This window comes from Alcanivorax sp. (assembly GCF_019431375.1).
Lineage (GTDB): Bacteria > Pseudomonadota > Gammaproteobacteria > Pseudomonadales > Alcanivoracaceae > Alcanivorax > Alcanivorax jadensis_A.
In genome coordinates this window covers 3,429,829-3,452,464 of sequence record NZ_CP080267.1, presented here as the reverse complement: position 1 = coordinate 3,452,464, position 22,636 = coordinate 3,429,829, and the positions used below count along the sequence as shown (strand labels likewise).

34 protein-coding genes are annotated in these 22,636 nt (G+C 56.6%); 3 read left to right on the top strand and 31 right to left on the bottom strand.

Annotated features, from left to right (window positions below; translation table 11 throughout):
- Positions 1–56 precede the first annotated feature (56 nt).
- From uvrA to KZ772_RS16220, 3 genes are all read left to right on the top strand, one after another.
- Entirely contained in the window at positions 57–2,879 is a 2,823-nt protein-coding gene (uvrA, locus tag KZ772_RS16230) for an excinuclease ABC subunit UvrA (protein ID WP_290537496.1), read from the top strand.
- A 119-nt stretch (positions 2,880–2,998) separates the two neighbouring features.
- Entirely contained in the window at positions 2,999–4,264 is a 1,266-nt protein-coding gene (locus tag KZ772_RS16225) for a glycerophosphodiester phosphodiesterase family protein (RefSeq protein WP_290537495.1), read from the top strand.
- Positions 4,265–4,428: 164 nt separating this feature from the next.
- A complete protein-coding gene (locus KZ772_RS16220; RefSeq protein ID WP_290537494.1) occupies positions 4,429–4,800 on the top strand; it encodes a hypothetical protein in 372 nt (123 codons plus the stop codon).
- A gap of 20 nt (positions 4,801–4,820) precedes the next feature.
- Here KZ772_RS16220 and KZ772_RS16215 read toward each other — a convergent pair whose 3' ends face one another.
- The 31 genes from KZ772_RS16215 to fusA form a co-directional block, all read right to left on the bottom strand.
- The gene (locus KZ772_RS16215) at positions 4,821–5,156 is read right to left on the bottom strand and encodes a DOPA 4,5-dioxygenase family protein (RefSeq protein ID WP_290537493.1); all 336 of its coding nucleotides are present in this window, start codon (positions 5,154–5,156) and stop codon (positions 4,821–4,823) included.
- A gap of 117 nt (positions 5,157–5,273) precedes the next feature.
- The gene (rplQ, locus tag KZ772_RS16210) at positions 5,274–5,657 is read right to left on the bottom strand and encodes a 50S ribosomal protein L17 (protein ID WP_062817650.1); all 384 of its coding nucleotides are present in this window, start codon (positions 5,655–5,657) and stop codon (positions 5,274–5,276) included.
- A gap of 50 nt (positions 5,658–5,707) precedes the next feature.
- Positions 5,708–6,715 (bottom strand): DNA-directed RNA polymerase subunit alpha, encoded by a 1,008-nt coding sequence (rpoA, locus tag KZ772_RS16205; RefSeq protein WP_290537492.1) that lies wholly within the window; start codon positions 6,713–6,715, stop codon positions 5,708–5,710.
- 20 nt (positions 6,716–6,735) lie between these two features.
- A complete protein-coding gene (rpsD, locus tag KZ772_RS16200; protein ID WP_062817652.1) occupies positions 6,736–7,368 on the bottom strand; it encodes a 30S ribosomal protein S4 in 633 nt (210 codons plus the stop codon).
- A gap of 16 nt (positions 7,369–7,384) precedes the next feature.
- Positions 7,385–7,783, bottom strand: a complete 399-nt coding sequence (gene rpsK, locus KZ772_RS16195; RefSeq protein ID WP_011587706.1) for a 30S ribosomal protein S11 — start codon at positions 7,781–7,783, stop codon at positions 7,385–7,387.
- Positions 7,784–7,818: 35 nt separating this feature from the next.
- Positions 7,819–8,175 carry a 30S ribosomal protein S13 gene (gene rpsM / locus KZ772_RS16190; protein ID WP_062817653.1) on the bottom strand — a complete coding sequence of 119 codons (357 nt, stop codon included), beginning with the start codon at positions 8,173–8,175 and terminating at the stop codon, positions 7,819–7,821.
- A 116-nt stretch (positions 8,176–8,291) separates the two neighbouring features.
- Complete coding sequence (rpmJ, locus tag KZ772_RS16185; protein ID WP_008928865.1) at positions 8,292–8,408, bottom strand: 50S ribosomal protein L36; 117 nt, start codon at positions 8,406–8,408, stop codon at positions 8,292–8,294.
- 17 nt (positions 8,409–8,425) lie between these two features.
- The gene (gene secY / locus KZ772_RS16180; protein WP_290537491.1) at positions 8,426–9,808 is read right to left on the bottom strand and encodes a preprotein translocase subunit SecY; all 1,383 of its coding nucleotides are present in this window, start codon (positions 9,806–9,808) and stop codon (positions 8,426–8,428) included.
- 11 nt (positions 9,809–9,819) lie between these two features.
- Positions 9,820–10,254, bottom strand: coding sequence for a 50S ribosomal protein L15 (gene rplO / locus KZ772_RS16175; RefSeq protein ID WP_290508866.1), 435 nt, complete (start codon positions 10,252–10,254; stop codon positions 9,820–9,822).
- A 3-nt stretch (positions 10,255–10,257) separates the two neighbouring features.
- Positions 10,258–10,440 (bottom strand): 50S ribosomal protein L30, encoded by a 183-nt coding sequence (gene rpmD, locus KZ772_RS16170; RefSeq protein ID WP_062817655.1) that lies wholly within the window; start codon positions 10,438–10,440, stop codon positions 10,258–10,260.
- Positions 10,441–10,463: 23 nt separating this feature from the next.
- Positions 10,464–10,961, bottom strand: coding sequence for a 30S ribosomal protein S5 (rpsE, locus tag KZ772_RS16165; protein WP_035249941.1), 498 nt, complete (start codon positions 10,959–10,961; stop codon positions 10,464–10,466).
- A 12-nt stretch (positions 10,962–10,973) separates the two neighbouring features.
- On the bottom strand, positions 10,974–11,324 hold the full coding sequence (gene rplR / locus KZ772_RS16160) for a 50S ribosomal protein L18 (RefSeq protein WP_035249939.1): 351 nt from the start codon (positions 11,322–11,324) through the stop codon (positions 10,974–10,976).
- Between the two features lie 17 nt (positions 11,325–11,341).
- The gene (rplF, locus tag KZ772_RS16155) at positions 11,342–11,875 is read right to left on the bottom strand and encodes a 50S ribosomal protein L6 (RefSeq protein ID WP_290508858.1); all 534 of its coding nucleotides are present in this window, start codon (positions 11,873–11,875) and stop codon (positions 11,342–11,344) included.
- 31 nt (positions 11,876–11,906) lie between these two features.
- A complete protein-coding gene (rpsH, locus tag KZ772_RS16150) occupies positions 11,907–12,299 on the bottom strand; it encodes a 30S ribosomal protein S8 (protein ID WP_062817658.1) in 393 nt (130 codons plus the stop codon).
- Positions 12,300–12,325: 26 nt separating this feature from the next.
- Positions 12,326–12,631: a 30S ribosomal protein S14 gene (gene rpsN / locus KZ772_RS16145; protein ID WP_035249935.1), complete on the bottom strand. Its 306-nt coding sequence runs from the start codon at positions 12,629–12,631 to the stop codon at positions 12,326–12,328.
- A gap of 11 nt (positions 12,632–12,642) precedes the next feature.
- Entirely contained in the window at positions 12,643–13,182 is a 540-nt protein-coding gene (gene rplE / locus KZ772_RS16140; RefSeq protein WP_290508859.1) for a 50S ribosomal protein L5, read from the bottom strand.
- A gap of 12 nt (positions 13,183–13,194) precedes the next feature.
- Complete coding sequence (rplX, locus tag KZ772_RS16135; RefSeq protein ID WP_290508860.1) at positions 13,195–13,503, bottom strand: 50S ribosomal protein L24; 309 nt, start codon at positions 13,501–13,503, stop codon at positions 13,195–13,197.
- Positions 13,504–13,518: 15 nt separating this feature from the next.
- Positions 13,519–13,887, bottom strand: coding sequence for a 50S ribosomal protein L14 (gene rplN / locus KZ772_RS16130; RefSeq protein WP_022986486.1), 369 nt, complete (start codon positions 13,885–13,887; stop codon positions 13,519–13,521).
- 50 nt (positions 13,888–13,937) lie between these two features.
- Positions 13,938–14,204: a 30S ribosomal protein S17 gene (rpsQ, locus tag KZ772_RS16125; protein WP_290508861.1), complete on the bottom strand. Its 267-nt coding sequence runs from the start codon at positions 14,202–14,204 to the stop codon at positions 13,938–13,940.
- 2 nt (positions 14,205–14,206) lie between these two features.
- A complete protein-coding gene (gene rpmC, locus KZ772_RS16120; protein ID WP_011587694.1) occupies positions 14,207–14,398 on the bottom strand; it encodes a 50S ribosomal protein L29 in 192 nt (63 codons plus the stop codon).
- A 3-nt stretch (positions 14,399–14,401) separates the two neighbouring features.
- Positions 14,402–14,815 carry a 50S ribosomal protein L16 gene (rplP, locus tag KZ772_RS16115; RefSeq protein ID WP_035249931.1) on the bottom strand — a complete coding sequence of 138 codons (414 nt, stop codon included), beginning with the start codon at positions 14,813–14,815 and terminating at the stop codon, positions 14,402–14,404.
- A 13-nt stretch (positions 14,816–14,828) separates the two neighbouring features.
- Entirely contained in the window at positions 14,829–15,527 is a 699-nt protein-coding gene (gene rpsC, locus KZ772_RS16110; RefSeq protein WP_062817663.1) for a 30S ribosomal protein S3, read from the bottom strand.
- A 4-nt stretch (positions 15,528–15,531) separates the two neighbouring features.
- The gene (gene rplV, locus KZ772_RS16105; RefSeq protein WP_062817664.1) at positions 15,532–15,876 is read right to left on the bottom strand and encodes a 50S ribosomal protein L22; all 345 of its coding nucleotides are present in this window, start codon (positions 15,874–15,876) and stop codon (positions 15,532–15,534) included.
- Between the two features lie 10 nt (positions 15,877–15,886).
- Complete coding sequence (gene rpsS, locus KZ772_RS16100; protein ID WP_035249928.1) at positions 15,887–16,162, bottom strand: 30S ribosomal protein S19; 276 nt, start codon at positions 16,160–16,162, stop codon at positions 15,887–15,889.
- Between the two features lie 22 nt (positions 16,163–16,184).
- Entirely contained in the window at positions 16,185–17,009 is an 825-nt protein-coding gene (gene rplB / locus KZ772_RS16095; RefSeq protein ID WP_290537490.1) for a 50S ribosomal protein L2, read from the bottom strand.
- Positions 17,010–17,027: 18 nt separating this feature from the next.
- A complete protein-coding gene (gene rplW, locus KZ772_RS16090) occupies positions 17,028–17,324 on the bottom strand; it encodes a 50S ribosomal protein L23 (protein WP_035249926.1) in 297 nt (98 codons plus the stop codon).
- A complete protein-coding gene (gene rplD / locus KZ772_RS16085) occupies positions 17,321–17,923 on the bottom strand; it encodes a 50S ribosomal protein L4 (protein ID WP_290508863.1) in 603 nt (200 codons plus the stop codon). Before rplD ends, rplW begins: the two co-directional genes overlap by 4 nt.
- 14 nt (positions 17,924–17,937) lie before the next feature.
- Positions 17,938–18,573 (bottom strand): 50S ribosomal protein L3, encoded by a 636-nt coding sequence (rplC, locus tag KZ772_RS16080; RefSeq protein WP_035249924.1) that lies wholly within the window; start codon positions 18,571–18,573, stop codon positions 17,938–17,940.
- Positions 18,574–18,616: 43 nt separating this feature from the next.
- Positions 18,617–18,928 carry a 30S ribosomal protein S10 gene (gene rpsJ / locus KZ772_RS16075; protein WP_022986497.1) on the bottom strand — a complete coding sequence of 104 codons (312 nt, stop codon included), beginning with the start codon at positions 18,926–18,928 and terminating at the stop codon, positions 18,617–18,619.
- A 352-nt stretch (positions 18,929–19,280) separates the two neighbouring features.
- Positions 19,281–20,468: an elongation factor Tu gene (gene tuf / locus KZ772_RS16070; RefSeq protein WP_290537489.1), complete on the bottom strand. Its 1,188-nt coding sequence runs from the start codon at positions 20,466–20,468 to the stop codon at positions 19,281–19,283.
- Positions 20,469–20,500: 32 nt separating this feature from the next.
- The gene (gene fusA, locus KZ772_RS16065; protein WP_290537488.1) at positions 20,501–22,600 is read right to left on the bottom strand and encodes an elongation factor G; all 2,100 of its coding nucleotides are present in this window, start codon (positions 22,598–22,600) and stop codon (positions 20,501–20,503) included.
- Positions 22,601–22,636: the final 36 nt, after the last annotated feature.

Here is a 22,636-nt window from a genome sequence, read left to right as displayed (position 1 = left end):
TCACACGAATTCGCCTATACTGCCCTGTTCATTTTGACAGTAGTCAGGGGTAGTTGATGGATACCATTCTGGTCCGCGGTGCACGGACTCATAACCTGAAGAACGTGGATCTGGATATCCCGCGTGACAAACTGGTGGTGATCACCGGCCTGTCCGGCTCCGGCAAATCCTCACTGGCCTTCGACACCCTTTACGCGGAAGGCCAGCGCCGCTATGTGGAATCCCTCTCCACCTATGCCCGCCAGTTCCTGTCGATGATGGAGAAGCCCGATGTGGATCACATCGAAGGGCTCAGCCCGGCCATTTCCATCGAGCAGAAATCCACCAGCCACAACCCCCGCTCCACCGTGGGCACCATTACCGAAATCTACGATTACCTGCGGCTGCTGTTCGCCCGGGTGGGCGAACCCCGCTGTCCGGAGCACGAGGCGCCGCTGGCTGCCCAGACCATCAGCCAGATGGTGGATCAGGTACTGGCCATGGAAGAAGGCAGCAAGCTGATGCTGCTGGCGCCGGTGATTCGCGAAAAGAAAGGCGAGCACCTGCACCTGTTCGAAGAGCTGCGCGCCCAGGGCTTTATCCGCGCGCGTATCGACGGGCGCATCTATGACATGGATGACACACCGGATCTGGACAAGAACAAGAAGCACACCATCGAAGTAGTGGTGGATCGCTTCAAAGTCCGTGACGACCTGCAGAACCGGCTGGCGGAATCCTTTGAGACCGCCCTTAATCTGGCTGACGACATCGCCATCATTGCCCCCATGGACGGCGATGGCGAGGAAGTGACTTTCTCGGCCAAGTTTGCCTGCCCGCACTGCGGCTATTCGATCCCCGAACTGGAACCGCGGCTGTTTTCCTTCAACAATCCAGCCGGGGCCTGCCCCAGCTGTGATGGTTTGGGCATGAAGCAGTTCTTCGACGAGGACAAGGTGATCAATTCCGACGAATTGTCCCTGTCGGAAGGCGCCATCCGCGGCTGGGACCGCCGCAATGTCTACTATTTCCAGATGCTCAACTCCCTGTCTCAGAGCCTGGGTTTCGACATGGACGTGGCATTTCGCGAGCTGCCCGGGGATATCCGCAAGAAAGTCCTCCATGGCACCGGCAAGGAAAGCATCGAATTCCGTTATCTGAACGACCGCGGCGACATTATAAAACGCAACCATCCGTTCGAGGGCATCATCCCCAATATGGAGCGGCGCTACCGGGAAACCGAATCCGATGCGGTGCGCGAGGATCTGCTCAGCTACATGTCCACCTCCAGCTGCCCCAGCTGTAATGGCTCGCGACTGCGCGAGGCGGCCCGTCACGTGTTTATCGAAGAAACCACCCTGCCGGAGGTGGTACGGTTGGCGGTCGGCAAGGCCCATGCCTATTTCAGTGACCTGAACCTGCCCGGCAGCAAGGGCGAGATCGCCGACAAGATTCTCAAGGAGATCCGCGATCGCCTGCAGTTTCTCGTCAACGTAGGCCTGGAATACCTGACCCTGGAGCGCAGCGCAGAAACCCTGTCCGGCGGCGAGGCCCAGCGCATCCGTCTGGCCAGCCAGATCGGCGCCGGCCTGGTGGGCGTCATGTACGTGCTGGATGAGCCGTCCATCGGCCTGCACCAGCGCGACAACGAGCGCCTGCTGAGCACCCTCACCCGCCTGCGTGACCTGGGTAACACCGTACTGGTGGTGGAACACGACGAGGAAGCCATCCGCCTGGCCGACCACGTGATCGACATCGGTCCCGGGGCCGGCGTCCATGGTGGCACCGTAGTCGCCCAGGGCAGCGCCCAGGACGTGGCCGACAACCCGGACTCTCTCACCGGGGACTACCTGTCCGGCCGCAAACAGATCGCTATCCCCAAACAACGACGGCAGAACGAGGCCGATCACTGGCTAACCCTGCACGGTGCCACCGGCAACAACCTGAAGGGTCACCCATTGAACATCCCGGTGGGGCTGTTCACCTGCATCACCGGCGTTTCCGGCTCCGGCAAGTCCACCCTGATCAACAGCACCCTGTACCCTTTGGCGGCCACCAAACTGAACAAGGCCACCACGCTCACGCCGTCTGTTTACGAGTCCATCGAGGGGCTGGAGCATTTCGACAAGGTGGTGGATATCGATCAAAGCCCCATCGGCCGTACCCCACGCTCCAACCCGGCCACCTACACCGGCATCTTCACCCCGGTGCGCGAACTGTTCGCCGGCACCCAGGAAGCCCGCGCCCGTGGCTACAAGCCCGGCCGTTTCAGCTTCAACGTGAAAGGCGGTCGCTGCGAAGCCTGCCAGGGCGATGGCGTGATCAAGGTGGAAATGCACTTCCTGCCGGATATCTACGTGCCCTGTGAAGTCTGCGAAGGCAAACGCTATAACCGGGAAACCCTGGAAATCACCTACAAGGGCAAGAACATCTTCGAGGTGCTGGACCTGACCATCGAAGACGCCCGTGAATTCTTCGATGCGGTCCCCTCCCTGGCCCGCAAACTGCAGACCCTGATGGACGTCGGCCTGAGCTACGTGAAACTGGGCCAGGCCGCCACCACCCTGTCCGGCGGCGAAGCCCAGCGGGTGAAACTGGCCAAGGAACTGTCCCGCCGCGATACCGGCAACACCCTCTATATCCTCGACGAACCCACCACCGGCCTGCACTTCCACGATATCCAGCTACTGCTGGACGTACTCAACCGGCTGGCGGACCACGGCAACTCCGTGGTGGTGATCGAACACAACCTGGATGTGATCAAGACGGCCGACTGGATCGTGGATCTGGGCCCGGAAGGTGGCGACGGCGGCGGCGAAATTATTGCCGAAGGCACGCCGGAGGAAGTGGCCAAGGTGAAGGGCAGTCACACCGGACGCTTTTTGAAAAGCATGCTGAAGTAGGCCTCACCGTGAACGGCGACACACTTCGCGGCATGGTCACACAGCCGCAGTGTACCGCCCATCCAGCCGTCATACTGTCGTTGCAGACTCAGCCCCATCACTCACTCTGGAGGCTGATCATGAAACGGATATGGGCACTGAAAGGACTCATCGCCACCCTTGCCATCGGCGCGGTGGCGGCAGCCTGTGCCGGGCACGGGGCGCACAACAGCGTGGAGCTTGGGCCGCGCCCCTATTACCTGGTTGCAAACATGGATGAAGGGCCGCTCAAGCAGGCGCTGCAGGAATGCACTAGCCAGCGACGGCCACAGCAAGCCAGCGACTTCTCCATCGGCCATCGCGGGGCCCCGCTGCAATTCCCCGAACATACCGAAGAGTCCTACCGTGCGGCGGCCCGCATGGGCGCCGGCATCGTGGAATGCGATGTGGCGTTTACCAAGGATCGCGAGCTGGTCTGCCGCCATTCCCAGTGCGACCTGCACACCACCACCAATATTCTCGACACCGAACTGGCCAGCCAGTGCAGCGAACCTTTCACTCCCTTTGATGGCAGCAAGCCGGCCCGCGCCCGCTGCTGCACCAGTGACATTACCCTGGCCGAGTTCAAGACCCTGAAAGGCAAGATGGACGGCGCCAATCCCCGTGCCACCACAGTGGAAGAATATCTGCAGGGCACAGCGAGCTGGCGCACGGATCTCTACAATCAAAGCGGCACCCTGCTCAGTCACCGGGAGAGCATCACCCTGTTTCAGGAACTGGGGGTAAAGATGACACCGGAACTGAAAGATCCGCAGGTATCAATGCCCTATCAGGGGGATTACAGTCAGCAGGACTATGCCCGGCAATTGATTGAGGAATACCGACAAGCCGGGGTGTCGCCGCGGGATGTGTACCCCCAGTCCTTCAACCTGGAGGACGTGCGCTACTGGATCGATCATCACCCCCGCTACGGCCAACAGGCCGTGTATCTGGATGGCCGCGACACCGAAGGGCTGGACCCGCAGAACCCCGGCACCTGGCAGCCAGACATGGAAACCCTGAAAGGCTATGGTGTGAATATCATCGCCCCGCCCCTGTGGATGCTGGTGACCACCGATTACCACAACCACATCGTGCCAAGCCCTTATGCACGAGCCGCACGCGATGCCGACCTGGATATCATCGCCTGGTCCCTGGAACGCTCCGGCCCGCTGGCCAATGGCGGCGGCTGGTACTACCAAAGCGTCCAGCCAGCAATCGATAATGACGGCGACACTTTCACCCTGCTGGATGTACTGGCGAGGGACGTAGGTGTCATCGGCGTCTTTTCCGACTGGCCAGCCACCACCACGCTCTACGCCAACTGCCAGAAAGCCTTGACCGGCAAGCGCCACGCCCAACCTTAGCGCACGCGCACCACATCAGCCCCGCCCCGTTCCCGAACGGGGCAATCGCATCAGAAAAAAGGGCCACGCCGGTGGCACGCTTTCTGCTTTGCTCTATCTGACCTGAAGCTGACGCTTCAACCTCATGCAGCCGTCTCCGGCAACCATTCAAAGGAGTACATGAAATGGACGCCACCCCCGACCACCGCTGGTTGATGCAATACAACATCGTCAATCTGGTCAATCAGTGCCGCCGATTGATCCGCGCTGAATTCGACGAGAGCCTGTCACTGACCGACCCGGCACTGCGCCAGAAGCTGGCCCATTATGCGGGCCACACCCGCTCCCAGGGCCTGCAACGGCTTTACGGGGAGATTCGTCTGGCGCTGCTGGAGCTGGAGGGCGAAGACTCACCACCAGCCCCCTCGAACGGGCCGGCTGTGCGTCTGTACCGAGGCCAGCCGGTAGACACCCCAACAAGCGACAAAGAGACGCCTCGCTCTCAACACACTCCTCGTAAAGGGCTGATGTATCGGGGCCGCAAGGTGGCAGGCTAATCGCAGCTTGGTTCAGGGAATCAGGCGGAAAACTGGAAAATACTCAGATCCAGGGGCTGGCTTTCTCCAAGCCACATGACCAGCTCGGTATGGTCGCGCAGATCATCGCCGCTGAGCCCGTGAACGAAGATGGTCAGCCCATTACGGCTGGCCATCAACCAGGGAATCACCTCGCCCGCCTGACGACGAGGAATAGAGAGCTGACAACTCCAGCACGGATGCGGCCCAACCGGTTTGCGGTGCATATGCCCCATGGGAATGTCGAAACGCTGATGAGCGGCCTGACACAGCGCTGCCGCCTGGGAAAAGGTGAATTCGTCAAAATAGACGTGCGCATGAAAGCCGTTGATTGCCATATGCCCTGCCCTTGAGGTTTGCTCAGCCTCACTGACAGCATAGTACAAGAGCGCCGGCTTACGACAGACATAAAAAAACCGGGCTATATGCCCGGTTTTTTTGAAGCTTTGAGACGCTTACTCTTCGTCAGCGTCCGCCAGCTCGGGGCGATCCACCAGCTCAACATAGGCCATCGGTGCATTGTCACCGGCACGGAAGCCCATCTTGAGGATACGAACGTAGCCGCCAGGACGGCTCTGGTAACGGGGACCCAGCTCGTTGAACAGCTTGCCAACCACTTCCTTGGAACGGGTGCGGTCGAAAGCCAGACGACGGTTCGCTACCGAGTCTTCCTTTGCCAGAGTGATCAACGGCTCAGCCACACGACGCAGCTCTTTTGCCTTCGGCAGAGTGGTCTTGATCACTTCGTGCTCCAGCAGAGACACGGCCATGTTACGGAACATCGCCTGACGATGAGAGCTGTTCCGATTCAGTTTTCTGCCGCTTTTGCGATGACGCATGATTCTGTTCCTATGTTCAGGGGCGCTTCACAGCGTCCACAACAACTAACTTAGCGCAATTTGGTGTTCAGCCGGTCGTCGTCACGGAGGCTGACCGGAGGCCAGTTTTCCAGACGCATACCCAGCGACAGGCCTTTGGAAGCCAACACATCCTTGATCTCGGTGAGCGACTTCTTGCCCAGGTTCGGGGTCTTCAGCAGCTCCACCTCGGTACGCTGTACCAGGTCACCGATGTAGTAAATGTTCTCAGCCTTCAGGCAGTTGGCGGAACGGACGGTCAGTTCCAGATCATCTACCGGACGCAGCAGGATGGGATCGATCTCCTCGCGTTCCTGCTTCGGCTCAGGCTTGGCATCCTGCTCCAGATCCACAAACACAGCGATCTGCTGCTGCAGAATGGTGGCAGCGCGACGAATCGCTTCTTCCGGATCGATGGTGCCATCGGTTTCCAGATCGATAACCAGCTTGTCCAGGTCAGTACGCTGCTCTACACGGGCAGCCTCAACCACATAAGCCACGCGACGTACCGGGCTGTAGCTGGCATCCAGCTGCAGACGGCCAATACCGCGGGTTTCGTCGTCATCAGACTGACGGGCGTCAGCAGCTACGTAGCCGCGACCCTTCTGCACCTTGAGCTTCACACGCAGTTCAGTGTCGCCGGTAATGGTGCAGATCAGATGATCCGGGTTGACGATCTCAACACTGTGATCACGCTGGATATCGCTCGCGGTAACAACACCCGGGCCTTTCTTGACCAGCTCGAGAGTCGCTTCTTCGCGATCTTCCATCTTCAGGGCAACGCCCTTCAGGTTCAGCAGGATGTTGATCACATCTTCCTGGACCCCTTCGATGGAGGAGTATTCATGCTGTACCCCGTCGATCTCCACTTCGGTGATCGCACAGCCGGGCATACTGGAGATCAGGATGCGACGCAGCGCAGTCCCCAGGGTGTGGCCAAAGCCACGCTCCAGCGGTTCCAGAACCACCTTGGCATGGGTCTGGTTGATCGCGTTGACCGCGATCGAGCGGGGCGTGAGAAAGTCGTTCACGGCGGTCATAGAGATCCCTCAGGCAGTCCTTACTTGGAGTACAGCTCGACGATCAGGTTTTCGTTGATCTCGGCAGGCAGGTCGATACGCTCAGGCTTCGCCTTGTAGGTACCTTCCAGCTTCTTCTCGTCAACTTCGATCCAGGGCATAAAGCCACGCTGCTGAGCCAGCTCCATGGCGTTTTTCACGCGCAACTGAGCTTTGGACTTCTCGCGAACGGTGATGATGTCACCCGGCTTGACCTGGTAAGAAGCCACATTGACAGACTGACCGTTGACCAGAATCGCACGGTGGCTTACCAGCTGACGCGCTTCAGCACGGGTTGAGCCGAAGCCCATGCGGTAAACCACGTTATCCAGACGACCTTCCAGAAGCTGCAGCAGGACTTCGCCGGTTGCACCCTTGGAGGAAGCTGCTTTCTTGTAGTAGCTACGGAACTGCTTTTCCAGCACACCATAGGTACGACGAACTTTCTGCTTCTCGCGCAGCTGCACACCGTAATCGGACAAACGAGCCGGACGACGACCGCTAGCGCCAGCTGCCTGACCCGGTGCCTGCTCGGCTTTACACTTTGATTCCAGAGGGCGGATACCGCTCTTCAGGAACAGATCGGTGCCTTCACGACGGGAAAGCTTGCACTTGGGACCGATGTATCTTGCCATCTTGCTTTAACTCCCGTTACACGCGACGCTTTTTGGGCGGACGACAGCCGTTATGCGGAATCGGCGTAACGTCCTCAATATGGGTAATCTTGTAGCCACAGCCATTCAGGGCACGAATGGAAGATTCGCGGCCTGGGCCCGGGCCTTTTACCCGTACTTCCAAATTCTTGAGACCGTAGTCCTTCGCAGCATTGCCCGCGTTTTCAGCAGCCACCTGGGCAGCAAACGGGGTGCTCTTACGGGAACCACGGAAACCAGCGCCACCGGAGGTCGCCCAGGACAACGCATTGCCCTGACGATCAGTGATGGTGATGATGGTATTGTTGAAGGATGCGTGCACGTGGGCGATACCGTCTGCAACGGTACGCGTTACCTTCTTACGACGTGCGCCACTATCTTTCTTTGACTTAGCCATAATGCCTATCCAAATCCAGCCGCTGACGTTTCAGCTTATTTGCGAATCGGTTTACGCGGACCTTTACGGGTCCGAGCATTGGTCTTGGTACGCTGGCCACGCAGTGGCAAGCCGCGACGATGACGAATACCACGGTAGCAACCGAGGTCCATCAGACGCTTGATGTTCATGGTGATTTCCCGGCGCAGGTCACCTTCAGTAGACAACTTGGCTACCTCGCCACGAATGACGTCAAGTTGTTCACCGCTCAGATCACGAACTTTCGCGGTCTGATCAATACCGGCCGCGGTGCAGATTTGAGCTGCACGGGTACGACCGATCCCGAAGATGTAGGTGAGAGAGATCACCGTGTGCTTATTTTCCGGGATGTTAACGCCTGCAATACGGGCCATCCGAATATCTCCGATTCACAAAACGGGTGGCGCCAGACTCAAGGGCGCCGAAAGGCGGCAGAGTCTAGCGCTACACCGACTGAATTTCAACCAAACACTTAAAAGAAGACGTAACCTTAACCCTGGCGCTGCTTGTGCCGGGGTTCGGCACTGCAGATAACCATGACGCGACCCTTACGACGGATCACTTTGCAGTTTCGGCAGATCTTCTTCACAGAAGCCTGAACTTTCATCGCACTCGCCTCGTTCGTTAACGCACCAGACCGGTGCCACCATACCCTTTCAGGTTGGATTTCTTCATCAACTTCTCGTACTGGGTGGACGTCAGGTGCGAATTAACCTGCGACCAGAAGTCCATCACCACCACCACCACAATCAGCAGGGAGGTACCGCCCAGATAGAAGGGCACGTTGGCAACTGCCTGCAGACCCAGTGGCAGCAAGCACACCAGCGTCATGTATACCGAACCGATCAGGGTCAAACGCCCCATCACTGTGTCGATATAGCGAGCAGATTGCTCGCCCGGGCGAATGCCCGGAATATAAGCGCCGGATTTCTTCAGGTTGTCAGCGACATCCTTCGGATTGAACACCAGCGCAGTATAAAAGTAGCAGAAGAACACGATTGCCAGGGTAAACAGCAGAATATACAGCGGCGTACCCGGCAGCAGAGCATCACTCACGTTTCTCAGTGCCTGGCCCCACCAGGAATCCGGATTGGAATCACTGAACCACTGGGTCAGAGATGCCGGAAACAGCAGAATGGAGCTGGCAAAGATAGCCGGAATCACGCCTGCCATGTTCACCTTCAGCGGCAGATGACTCTGCTGCGCTGCATACACACGACGTCCCTGCTGACGGCGCGCATAGTTCACCGTAATACGGCGCTGCCCACGCTCCATGAACACCACACCGAAAATCACGGCGAGGGCCACGAGGAACACGAACAACATCATGATCAGGCTCAGGTCACCAGTACGGGCGGACTCGAAAGTCTGCGCAATGGCACCAGGCAGGCCTGACACGATGGAAGCGAAGATCAGCATGGAAATACCATTGCCGATACCACGCTCGGTAATCTGCTCACCCAGCCACATCAGGAATACGGTACCGGTCAGCAAGGTGGTTACCGCCACAAAATAGAAGCTGGCAACCTGCATAGTGCTGGCCGTTTCCGGCAGCAGTGTAATGCCCTGGCTGTTCAGTCCGGCCACCATGCCGAAGGACTGGATGCCACCCAGCAATACCGTCAGATAACGGGTGTACTGGGTAATCTTGCGTCGACCCTGCTCACCTTCCTTACGAAGCTGTTCCAGGGTAGGCACTACTGCCGTCATCAGCTGAATCACGATGCTGGCAGTAATGTAGGGCATGATGCCCAGCGCAAAAATACTCATGCGCTCCAGGGAACCCCCGGAGAACATGTTGAACAGGCCAAGAATGGTGTCCCGGTTGTTGTTGAACATCTGTTGCAACGCTTCCGGGTTCATGCCCGGGACCGGGATATGTGCCCCGATCCGGAACACCACCAGGGCGCCCAACAGAAAACCGATTCGCCGCCACAGCTCACGCATTGCGCTACTGTCAGCCTTCGGCGGACCACCATTCAATGTCTGAGCGCGATTCTTCGCCATAAAGCGCTGCCTTATTCTTCGACTTTACCGCCAGCTTTCTCGACCGCTTCGCGGGCGCCTTTGCTGATCGCTACGCCGCGAATGGTTACTGCACGGTCGATTTCGCCCTGCAGAACAATCTTGGCGCGCTTCATGTCACGACGCACAACATTGGCTGCTTTCAGGGCGGCCAGATCGATCACATCGCCTTCAACTTTAGCCAGTTCAGCAAGACGGACTTCAGCAGTGCCCATAGCCAGCTTGGACGTGAAACCGAACTTCGGCACACGACGCTGCAGCGGCATTTGACCACCCTCGAAACCGGGCTTCACGGTTCCGCCGGAACGGGACTTCTGACCCTTGTGGCCGCGACCACCGGTCTTGCCCAGGCCGGAGCCGATACCACGACCAACGCGCTTGGCGTCCGGACGGGAACCTTCAGCGGGATGCAGATCATTCAGACGCATCACTTATTCTCCCTCTACCTGCACCAGATACGCGACCTTGTTGATCATGCCGCGTACTGCCGGGGTATCTTCAACTTCCACAGTGTGGCCGATGCGGCGCAGACCGAGACCGCGCACACAGGCCCTATGCTTTTCCAGCCGGCCGTTGATGCTCTTAACCAGCTTTACCTTGATCTTATCAGCCATCGTAACGATTCCGTTATCTGCGCTTAGTTCAGAATGTCTTCGACAGACTTGCCACGCTTGGCAGCCACAGACTCCGGAGAAGCCATGGACTTCAGGCCGTTAAAAGTAGCCCGAACCACGTTTACCGGATTGGTGGAGCCATAGCACTTGGCCAGTACGTTCTGAACGCCTGCGACTTCCAGCACGGCACGCATGGCACCGCCGGCAATTACACCGGTACCGTCATCGGCCGGCTGCATGTACACCTTGGAGGCACCGTGACGAGCCTTCATCGGGTGCTGGATGGTGGTGCCGTTAAGCTCCACCTGAATCATGTTGCGGCGGGCAGCTTCCAGGGCTTTCTGGATAGCAGCAGGCACTTCACGGGCCTTACCACGACCAAAGCCGACCTTACCCTTGCCGTCACCCACTACGGTCAACGCGGTAAAACCGAAAATACGGCCGCCTTTAACAACCTTAGCAACCCGGTTTACCTGAACCAGCTTTTCCTGCAGACCTTCGTTGGGATCAACCTTCGCCATAACCAAGCACCCTTAGAATTCAAGACCGTTTTCACGCGCGGCATCTGCCAGCGCCTTAACACGGCCGTGATATTTGAAACCAGAACGGTCAAAGGCTACGCGCTCAATGCCCGCTTCCTTGGCACGCTGAGCGATCAGCTGGCCAACTTTCACCGCTGCGTCAGCATTACCTGTTGCGTCAGCACGCAGATCTTTTTCAACCGTGCTTGCAGACGCCAGCACCTGGTCACCAGCCACAGAGATCACCTGCGCATAAATATGACGCGGGGTACGATGTACGCAGAGACGGACTTCGCCCAGCTCGCGAATCTTCAGGCGAGTGCGCTTGGCCCTGCGTAGACGTGAAACTTTTTTGTCTTTCATGGCATCAATCTCGACAATTATTTCTTCTTGGCTTCCTTACGGCGCACTTGCTCATCAGCATAGCGCACCCCTTTGCCCTTGTAGGGCTCAGGCGGACGGAAGGCCCGAACATTGGCAGCAACCTGACCAACCAGCTGCTTATCAATGCCTTTAATGACAATTTCGGTCTGGCTCGGGGTTTCAACAGTAATCCCTTCGGGCAGCTCGAAAGCTACCGGATGGGAGAAACCGAGGGTCAGGTTCAGTACCTTGCCCTGAGCCTGCGCGCGATAACCCACACCGAGGAGCTGAAGCTTGCGCTCAAACCCTTCGGCAACGCCAGTCACCATGTTATTCAGCAGAGCCCGAGAGGTTCCGGCCAGTGCCCACGCCTTCTGGGAATCATCGTGCGGCTTAACCGTTACCACACCATCTTCCAGAGACACGGCTACCAGCTCGTGTACTTCGTGCTCCATGCTGCCTTTGCCACCTTTAACGGTGACTTTCTGGCCGTCGACTTTGACTTCGACGCCCTTCGGCAGATTTACCGGACTTTTAGCTACTCTAGACATTGCTGCACCTAACCCGTCTACGCCACTTCTGTTAGGACACTTCGCAGATCAGCTCGCCACCAACATTGGCTTTGCGCGCTGCGCGGTCAGAAATAATGCCCTGATTGGTGGATACGATCATGATACCCAGGCCGCCTTTGACCTTGGGAATCTCACCCGCGGCCTTGTAGACCCGCAGACCAGGACGACTTACCCGTTTGATCGTGTCAATCACCGGGTTGCCTTCGAAATACTTAAGCTCAACCGTCATTACCGGTTTCTTGTCATCGCTGATCTTGTAATCAGCAATGAAGCCCTCTTCCTTCAGTACTTTGGCTACAGCTTCCTTTGCCTTGGAGGCAGGAATCTCGACCTGTACTTTCTCGGCCATCTGGGCGTTACGAATACGAGTTAACATATCCGCCATGGTATCTTGCATGCTCATGCCGCAATCGCTCCGCTTAACTTTGCTTACCAGCTGGCTTTAACCAGACCGGGAACATCACCGCGCATCGCTGCTTCACGCAGCTTGATCCGGCTCAGGCCGAACTTGCGGTAGTAGCCGTGCGGACGACCGGTGATACGGCAGCGATTACGCTGACGAACCGGGGAAGAATCGCGCGGCAATTTTTGCAGCTGAAGCTGAGCATCCCACTTCGCTTCAGGTTCTGCATTGGGATCCTGGATAATCGCCTTAAGCGCTGCACGCTTGGCGGCAAAACGCTTAACCAGCTTAGCGCGTTTTGCTTCCCGGTTTTTCATGGATTCTTTAGCCATGATAAATCCTCTTAGCCCTTCAGCGGGAAGTTGAAGGCGCGCAGCAGCGCCCGTGCTTGGTCGTCGTTCTCAGCTGTGGTGGTAATGGTAATATCCAGACCACGCAGCTTGTCGACTTTGTCGAAATCGATTTCCGGGAACACGATCTGCTCACGCAGACCCATGGAATAGTTACCACGCCCGTCAAAGGATTTCGGATTCAGACCACGGAAGTCGCGAATACGCGGAATGGCAATGGAAACCAGGCGCTCGAGAAATTCATACATACGCTCGCCACGCAGGGTTACCTTACAGCCAATCGGCCAGCCTTCACGAATCTTGAAGCCTGCAACAGACTTCCGCGCGTTGGTTACCAGGGGCTTCTGACCAGAAATTGCAGTCATATCCGCCAGGGCACCATCCATCGCCTTACGATCCTGGGAGGCCTCACCAACACCCATATTCAGGGTGATCTTGGTGATCTTTGGCACTTCCATGATATTACCGAGACCAAGCTCTTCTTTCAGCTTGGGCACGATCTCGTCTTGATAAATCTTTTTCAGATCACTCATGGGTCACCTAACCTACAGCGTTTCGCCGTTGGACTTGAAGAAACGCACTTTTTTGCCGTCTTCAAAACGGAAGCCCACACGATCCGCTTTCTGCGTCTTGGGGTTCCAGATGGCAACGTTGGAAGCGTTAAGCGATGCTTCCTGTTCTACGATGCCGCCTTGAGTACCACGGTTAGGATTGGCTTTAACATGTTTCTTGACCATGTTGACGCCAGCAACGATGAGGCGGCCGTTGTCCAGAACCTGCTGAACAGAGCCACGCTTACCTTTGTCCTTTCCCGCAATTACGATGACTTCGTCATCACGCTTAATCTTGAGCATTACCTTCACCCGCCTTTACAGAACTTCAGGTGCCAGGGAGATGATCTTCATAAACTGCTCGGTACGCAGTTCCCGCGTTACCGGGCCGAAGATCCGGGTACCGATCGGTGCTTTGTTGTTGTTCAACAGCACCGCGGCGTTTTCGTCGAAACGAATCAGTGAACCGTCTGGACGACGCACACCCTTACGGGTACGCACGACCACAGCGGTCATTACATCACCTTTCTTAACACGGCCGCGCGGAATTGCTTCCTTCACTGTGACCTTGATGATGTCACCAATGCCTGCATAGCGGCGGTGAGAACCACCCAGCACTTTGATGCACTGTACCCGACGGGCGCCGCTGTTATCGGCGACTTCGAGCATGCTTTCGGTCTGAATCATCGCTAAATCTCTCCAACTCTGCCTTTACAGGCAGCCACAGCAACGGTCCGTCAGGCTTCGTTCGCCTGTTCAACTACGTTTACCAGCATCCAGGTCTTGCGCTTGGACAGCGGCCGGCACTCCTCAATGGTGACCAGGTCACCTTCACGACATGCATTTTCTTCATCGTGCGCCATCAGTTTCGTGGAACGCTTGATGATCTTGCCGTAAATCGGGTGCTGGACCCGGCGCTCTACCAACACAGTGATAGTTTTGTCACCTTTGTTAGAGATGACTTTGCCGGTAGCGGTCCGGCGCATTGTATTCGCCTCTGCCATGACTAGTTACCCTGCTTCTCTCTCAGAATGGTCTTAACGCGCGCAATATTGCGGCGAACCGTCCCAAGCTCATGGGTTTTAGAAATCTGACCGGACGCGCTCTTCATACGCAGCTTGAATTGTTCTTCAAGCAGCTCGATTTGCGTCTGCTGCAGCTCTTCGACACTCTTTTCTTTCAGCTCGCTCGCTTTCATGGCTTACATCACCGTCCGAGTCACGACACGGGTGCTTACCGGCAGCTTGGCCGCGGCCAGACGGAACGCTTCACGCGCAACGTCTTCTGACACACCTTCCATTTCGTAAAGCATCTTGCCGGGTTGAATTTGGGCAACCCAATACTCTACAGAACCCTTACCTTTACCCATCCGCACTTCGAGAGGCTTCTTGGTAATCGGCTTGTCCGGGAAAACCCGGATCCAAATTTTACCACCACGCTTGATGTGGCGGGTCATTGCACGACGGGCCGCTTCGATCTGGCGCGCAGTAATACGGCCACGACCGGTCGCTTGCAGACCAATGGTGCCAAAAGACACCTTGCTGCCCCGCTGTGCCAGGCCGCGGTTACGGCCCTTCATCACTTTCCGGAATTTGGTACGCTTCGGCTGCAACATCGTTCGTTACCCTTTAACCGCGGCCGCGCTTCTTCGCGCCCTTGGACTGCTTCTGCTGCTCTTCCTGCTGAACCTGCTCCATGCCACCAAGCACTTCGCCACGGAAGATCCACACCTTGATACCGATGGTGCCGTAAGTGGTTTCAGCACGTACGCTTGCGTAATCGATGTCAGCACGCAAAGTATGCAGAGGCACTCGGCCCTCGCGGTACCATTCGGTACGCGCAATTTCTGCACCACCCAGACGACCGGACAACTGAATCTTGATACCTTCAGCACCGGACTTCATGGCGTTCTGAACCGCACGCTTCATGGCGCGACGGAACATCACACGGCGCTCCAGCTGACCAGCGACATTGTCGCCTACCAGACGCGCATCCAGGTCGGGCTTGCGCACTTCCTCGATGTTGATATGAACCGGCACGCCCATTTGAGCGGCAACATCGCGGCGCAGACGCTCAACGTCTTCGCCTTTTTTGCCGATCACGATACCCGGACGCGCAGTAGCAATAGTGATACGCACGTTCTCTGACGGACGCTCAATCTTGATACGGCTCACCGACGCGTTTTTCAAACGCTTGAACAGGAACTCACGCACCTGCAGGTCGGTAACCAGGCAGTCTGAGTAAGACTTCGGTCCGGCATACCAGAGCGAGTTGTGCTCTTTGACAATGCCAAGGCGAATACCGACCGGATGAACTTTCTGACCCATCTGGTTACTCCTGACCTTCTGAGACTTTCACAGTAATGTGGCAAGTACGCTTGAGGATTCGGTCGGCGCGGCCTTTGGCGCGCGGACGAATACGCTTCATGGTCATGCCTTCATCCACGTAAACCGTGGACACCTTCAGCTCATCAACGTCAGCGCCGTCGTTGTTTTCCGCATTTGCAATCGCGGACTCCAGCACTTTCTTAACGATTTTTGCCGCCTTCTTCGGGCTGAATTCCAGAAGATTCAGCGCCTTCTCGACTTCCAGGCCTCGGACCTGGTCCGCTACGAGGCGGGCTTTCTGAGCCGAAATTCTTGCGCCGCGCAGACGGGCTGCAACTTCAGTAGCCATGGCTGTCACCTTATCGCTTAGCCTTTTTGTCCACGATATGCCCGCGGTAGGTGCGGGTCAGGGCGAATTCGCCCAACTTGTGGCCCACCATGTGCTCGGTAACCATTACCGGGACATGCTGTTTGCCGTTATGCACAGCAATTGTCAGACCCACCATCTCCGGAACAATCATGGAGCGACGGGACCAGGTTTTAATCGGCTTACGGGAGCCGGCTTCCACCGCATCTTCCACCTTGCTGAGCAGGTGGTGATCCACGAAAGGACCTTTTTTCAGTGAACGTGGCACAGCCTGAACCTCTCTTTATCCCTTACTTACGACGGTCACGCACAATCATCTTGGAAGTGCGCTTGTTTGTACGGGTCTTGTGGCCCTTGGTCGGCACACCCCAGGGGGTAACCGGATGACGACCACCAGAAGAGCGCCCTTCACCACCACCATGTGGGTGGTCGACCGGGTTCATCGCCGCACCGCGAACGGTGGGTCGAACACCCCGCCAGCGCGTTGCGCCCGCTTTACCCAGTGAGCGCAAACTATGCTCACTGTTGGATACTGAACCGATGGTCGCCTTGCAGTCGGCGTGAACCTTACGCATCTCGCCGGAGCGCAAACGCAGGGTCACATACTGACCGTCTTTCGCCAGCACCTGCACGGAAGTTCCTGCAGAGCGAGCCAGCTGACCACCTTTACCGGGCTTCATTTCCACGTTGTGCACGGTGGAACCCAGCGGAATATTACGCAGCGGCAAGGCGTTACCCAGCTTGATCGGCGCATCTTCGCCGGACTGGATGCGGTCTTCCGCCTGCAGGCCTTTGGGGGCCAGAATGTAGCGACGCTCACCGTCCAGGTACTTGACCAGCGCAATGTGCGCGGAACGGTTCGGATCGTATTCCAGACGCTCAACAATGCCTACAACACCGTCTTTATTACGACGGAAGTCAATCAAGCGATACTTCTGCTTGTGACCACCACCTTTGTGACGAGTGGTGATACGACCATTGTTGTTACGACCACCGTTTTTGCTCTTGGCTTCCAACAGCGGCGCGTAGGGAGCACCTTTATGCAGATCTTCGTTGACCACCTTGACTACAAAGCGGCGGCCCGGAGAAGTCGGCTTGCACTTTACAATCGCCATTATTCCTTACTCCCTTCCTTACTCTGCGCCCAGGAAGTCAATGTCCTGGCCTTCCTCAAGGGAAACATAGGCCTTCTTCCAGTCAGCGCGCTTACCAGCAACGCGACCAAAGAATTTGGACTTGCCTTTCATGTTGGCGGTACGAACAGCCTTAACTTTCACTTCAAAAAGGGCTTCAACTGCCTTTTTGATTTCCAGCTTGTTCGCATCTTTAGCCACTTTAAACACGAAGGTGCCATTCTGATCGGCAAGAACTGTTGCCTTTTCAGATACGTGCGCAGCACGCAGCACTTTCAAAATACGTTCCTGGTTCATGCCAGTGCCTCCTCAAGCTTCTTCAGAGCCGGCACAGTAACAAGCACCTTCTCGAAAGCAATCAGGCTCACCGGATCCACGCCATCAGCGTCACGCACGTCGACTTTCGGCAGATTGCGCGAACCCAGATACAGGTTCTCGTCAACACTGTCAGTCACAATCAATACGTTAGTCAGATCCAGCTCTTTCAGCTTGGCTGCAACAGCCTTGGTCTTCGGCTCACCGACGGTGAACTCATCGACCACAACCAGACGATCCTGACGAACCAGCTCAGACATGATGCACTGGAGCGCACCACGGTACATTTTACGGTTCACTTTCTGAGAGTGATCACGCGGTACCGCAGCAAATGTCTTGCCGCCGCCACGCCAGATCGGGCTACGGATCGTACCAGCACGGGCACGACCGGTGCCTTTTTGGCGCCACGGCTTACGGCCACCACCACTCACATCAGAGCGGTTTTTCTGAGCTTTGGTACCCTGACGGGCACCGGCCAGAAACGCAGTAACAACCTGATGAACCAGAGGCTCGTTAAAGTCCTTGCCGAAGGCGACTTCGGAAACGGTAACGGTACCTCCAGAGGCAGTATTGAGATTCATCCTCTATTCCTCTTTCAGGCCTTCGCCTTCACTGCCAGACGCACGATCACATCACCACCGGTAGCACCGGGGACCGCACCTTTAACCAGCAACAGATTCTTTTCAGCATCTACGCGAACCACTTCCAGATTCTGGACAGTGACGCGCTCAGCACCCATATGGCCAGCCATCTTCTTGCCTTTAAACACTCGGCCCGGGGTCTGGTTTTGACCAATAGAACCCGGAGCACGGTGAGACAAGGAGTTACCGTGGGTCATATCCTGGGTGCTGAAGTTCCAACGCTTCACGCCACCAGCAAAACCCTTACCTTTGGAAGTGCCGGTCACATCAATCATCTGACCCGCTTCAAATCCTTCGACGGTCACTTCAGAACCCGGCTGCAGCTCACCTGCTTCAGCACGGAATTCCCAAACGCCACGGCCTGCTTCTACACCAGCCTTTGCAAAATGACCGGCTTGCGCCTTGGTCACGCGGCTGGCACGGCGCTCACCGACCGTTACCTGCACGGCCTGGTAGCCATCTGATTCTTCGGCCTTGAGCTGGGAGACCCGATTCGGGGTCACTTCGATGACAGTCACGGGAACACTGATACCTTCCTCAGTGAAGACCCGGGTCATCCCACATTTCCGACCGATCACACCAATCGCCATTGTTTACCTCTTCACAACCTGTCGCGGTAATACCCGCCCGTTGTTAACCCAGGCTGATCTGCACATCCACACCAGCAGCCAGATCCAGCTTCATCAGCGCATCCACGGTTTTATCCGTAGGCTCAACGATGTCCACCAGCCGCTTGTGGGTGCGGATCTCATACTGATCTCGCGCGTCTTTGTTTACGTGCGGAGAGATCAGCACTGTAAAGCGTTCTTTACGCGTCGGCAGCGGGATAGGACCCGTCACTTGCGCGCCTGTCCGTTTAGCCGTATCCACGATCTCTTGGGCGGACTGATCAATCAGACGATGATCAAAGGCCTTGAGCCGGATGCGGATTCTTTGGTTAGCCATAGCTAACAAACTCCAGACTGTTTCGAACCATATTTATATGGCAAAAAGCCCACTTACCTGATCACTAACGGATAGGTGAGTGGTGTCAAAACAAGCCCGGGAACAATGCCCCGGTTGGTACTGCTCGAAAGCAGGGCGCAGATAGTAGCCATTCCCCCCGGGCATTGCAAGGGCCTTTTGCCCCTAATCCGGGAAATCCGGCAAAAAAGTGAAAATAAAGCGCTCTCGCCCTTTAAGTTTACCTTCCTACCCACTCCCGGCATCCCGAGAGCACGCCGGCACACGCCCAAAGGCCTGACACCAGCATCAAAAAGGGGCCGCCAGGCGGCCCCTTTCTCACACCAAGCAACGATTACTCGGTGATTTTGGCAACCACACCGGCACCAACGGTACGACCACCTTCGCGGATAGCGAAGCGCAGGCCGTCTTCCATGGCGATCGGCGCGATCAGTTCAACGTCCATCTGCACGTTGTCGCCCGGCATTACCATTTCGGTACCTTCCGGCAGGGTACAAGCACCCGTTACATCGGTAGTACGGAAGTAGAACTGCGGACGGTAGCCGTTGAAGAACGGGGTATGACGACCACCTTCGTCCTTGCTCAGCACGTACACTTCAGCAATGAACTTGGTGTGCGGCTTGATGGAGCCCGGCTTGGCCAGCACCTGACCACGCTCAACGTCATCACGCTTGGTACCACGCAGCAGAACACCAACGTTCTCACCAGCACGACCTTCGTCGAGCAGCTTGCGGAACATCTCAACACCGGTACAGGTGGTCTTGGTGTCGTGGATACCGACGATCTCGATTTCCTCGCCCACCTTGATGATGCCGCGCTCTACACGGCCGGTTACTACAGTACCGCGACCGGAGATGGAGAATACGTCTTCGATCGGCATCAGGAACGGCTGGTCTACGGCACGCTCCGGCTCCGGGATGTACTCATCCAGGGTCTCAACCAGTTTCTGTACGGCAGGCATGCCGATGTCGCTGGTGTCGCCTTCCAGCGCTTTCAGGGCAGAACCCTTGATGATCGGCGTGTCGTCGCCCGGGAAGTCATAGTCGCTCAGCAGTTCGCGAACTTCCATTTCTACCAGCTCGAGCAGCTCTTCATCGTCAACCATGTCCGCTTTGTTCAGGAACACAACGATGTAAGGTACGCCAACCTGACGGGACAGCAGGATGTGCTCGCGAGTCTGCGGCATCGGGCCGTCAGCAGCGGAACATACCAGGATCGCGCCGTCCATCTGCGCGGCACCGGTGATCATGTTTTTCACATAATCAGCGTGACCGGGGCAGTCTACGTGGGCGTAGTGACGAGTCGGGGAATCGTATTCCACGTGAGAAGTTGCAATGGTGATACCACGCTCACGCTCTTCCGGGGCATTATCAATGCCGTCGAAAGCGATGGCGCTACCGCCCCAAACCTCTGCACACACGCGGGTCAGCGCGGCGGTCAGAGTGGTTTTACCATGGTCAACGTGACCAATGGTGCCTACGTTTACGTGCGGTTTATTACGTTCAAACTTTTCCTTTGCCACGGCTCTATACCCTTAACAAATTAACCGTAAATTTAAGATTTTTTGCCGCTGATCACTTCATCAGCGATATTCTTCGGTGCCTCAGCGTACTTCAGGAACTCCATGGAGTAACTGGCACGACCCTGGGACATGGAACGCAGGTCGGTAGCGTAACCGAACATTTCAGACAACGGCACCTCGGCACGAATAATCTTGCCGGCCATGGTGTCTTCCATGCCCTGAACGATACCGCGACGACGGTTAAGGTCGCCCATTACGTCACCCATGTAGTCTTCCGGGGTTACCGCTTCCACCTTCATCATCGGCTCAAGCAGTACCGCGCCGGCTTCCTTCGCTGCGTTCTTCACAGCCAGGGCACCCGCCATGCGGAAAGCGTTTTCGTTGGAATCCACCTCATGGTAGGAACCATCGTAGAGAATCGCTTTCACGCCGAGGATCGGATAACCAGCAAGCACACCAGACTGCAGCTGCTCGTCGATACCCTTCTGGACCGCACCGAAGTATTCCTTCGGAACCGTACCGCCGTGAATCTGCTCTTCGAACTGGAACTCCTCATCACGATCGATGGGCTCAAACTTCACCTTAACGTGACCATACTGACCACGACCACCGGACTGCTTGACGAACTTACCTTCTACGTCAGCAGGACGGGTGAAGGTTTCACGGTAGGCAACCTGCGGCGCACCGATGTTGGCTTCCACCTTGAATTCCCGCTTCATGCGATCCACGAGAATATCCAGGTGCAGCTCACCCATACCAGAGATAATGGTCTGGCCGGTTTCTTCGTCGGTCTTCACACGGAAAGACGGATCTTCCTGCGCCAGACGCCCCAGAGCCAGACCCATTTTTTCCTGGTCTGCCTTGGACTTCGGCTCTACCGCTACGGAAATTACCGGATCCGGGAATTCCATACGCTCAAGAACGATGATGTTGTTCAGGTCACACAGAGTATCACCGGTGGTGATGTCCTTGAGACCTACACAGGCAGCGATATCACCCGCCAATACTTCCTTGATCTCTTCACGGCTGTTTGCGTGCATCTGCAACAGACGCCCCACACGCTCTTTCTTCTGACGCACGGAGTTCATCACGCTGTCACCGGAGTTCAGCACACCGGAGTAAACACGGATAAAGGTCAGGGAGCCCACGAACGGGTCGGTGGCGATCTTGAACGCCAGCGCGGAGAACGGCGCCTTGTCTGAAGACTCACGGGACTCAACGGTCTCGCCATCTTCCAGCACACCCTGAATGGCTTTAACTTCATCCGGCGCAGGCAGGAACTCAATCACCGCATCCAGCAGCGCCTGAACGCCCTTGTTCTTGAACGCAGAGCCACACAGACCCAGAACGATCTCATTGGCCAGCACCTGCTGACGCAGACCCGCCTTGATTTCGTCGTTGCTGAGCTCGCCGGTTTCCAGATACTTTTCCATCAGCTCTTCGGAGCCTTCGGCCGCAGATTCCATCATCTGCTCACGAAGCTCGTCACAACGGGCCTGGATGTTTTCCGGGATGTCGCGCTCTTCATAGGTCATGCCCATGTCTTCTTCGTTCCAGAAGATCGCTTTCATCCGGATCAGGTCGACAACACCCTTGAATTCGTCTTCCGCACCAATGTTGTACTGAATCGGCACAACCTTGGCACCCAGACGATTACGGATCTGGTCACAAACACGGTCAAAATCAGCACCGGCGCGGTCCATCTTGTTGACGAACACGATCCGCGGCACTTCATATTTGTTGGCCTGACGCCATACGGTTTCAGACTGGGGCTCAACACCGGAGGAACCACAGAACACTACAACCGCACCATCCAGTACACGCAGGGAACGCTCTACCTCAATGGTAAAGTCTACGTGCCCGGGAGTATCAATGATGTTGATTCGGTGCTGGTCATACTGCTGGTCCATACCCTGCCAGAAGGTAGTGGTAGCAGCAGAGGTAATGGTAATACCACGCTCCTGCTCCTGCTCCATCCAGTCCATGGTGGCAGCGCCGTCATGCACCTCACCAATCTTGTGAGACACACCGGTGTAGAAAAGAATACGTTCGGTAGTGGTAGTTTTACCCGCATCTACGTGTGCGCAGATACCGATATTACGATAGCGATTGAGAGGAGTCTTACGTGCCACGCGGCTAACCTCGATTCACTGGTTCAAATATAGAAA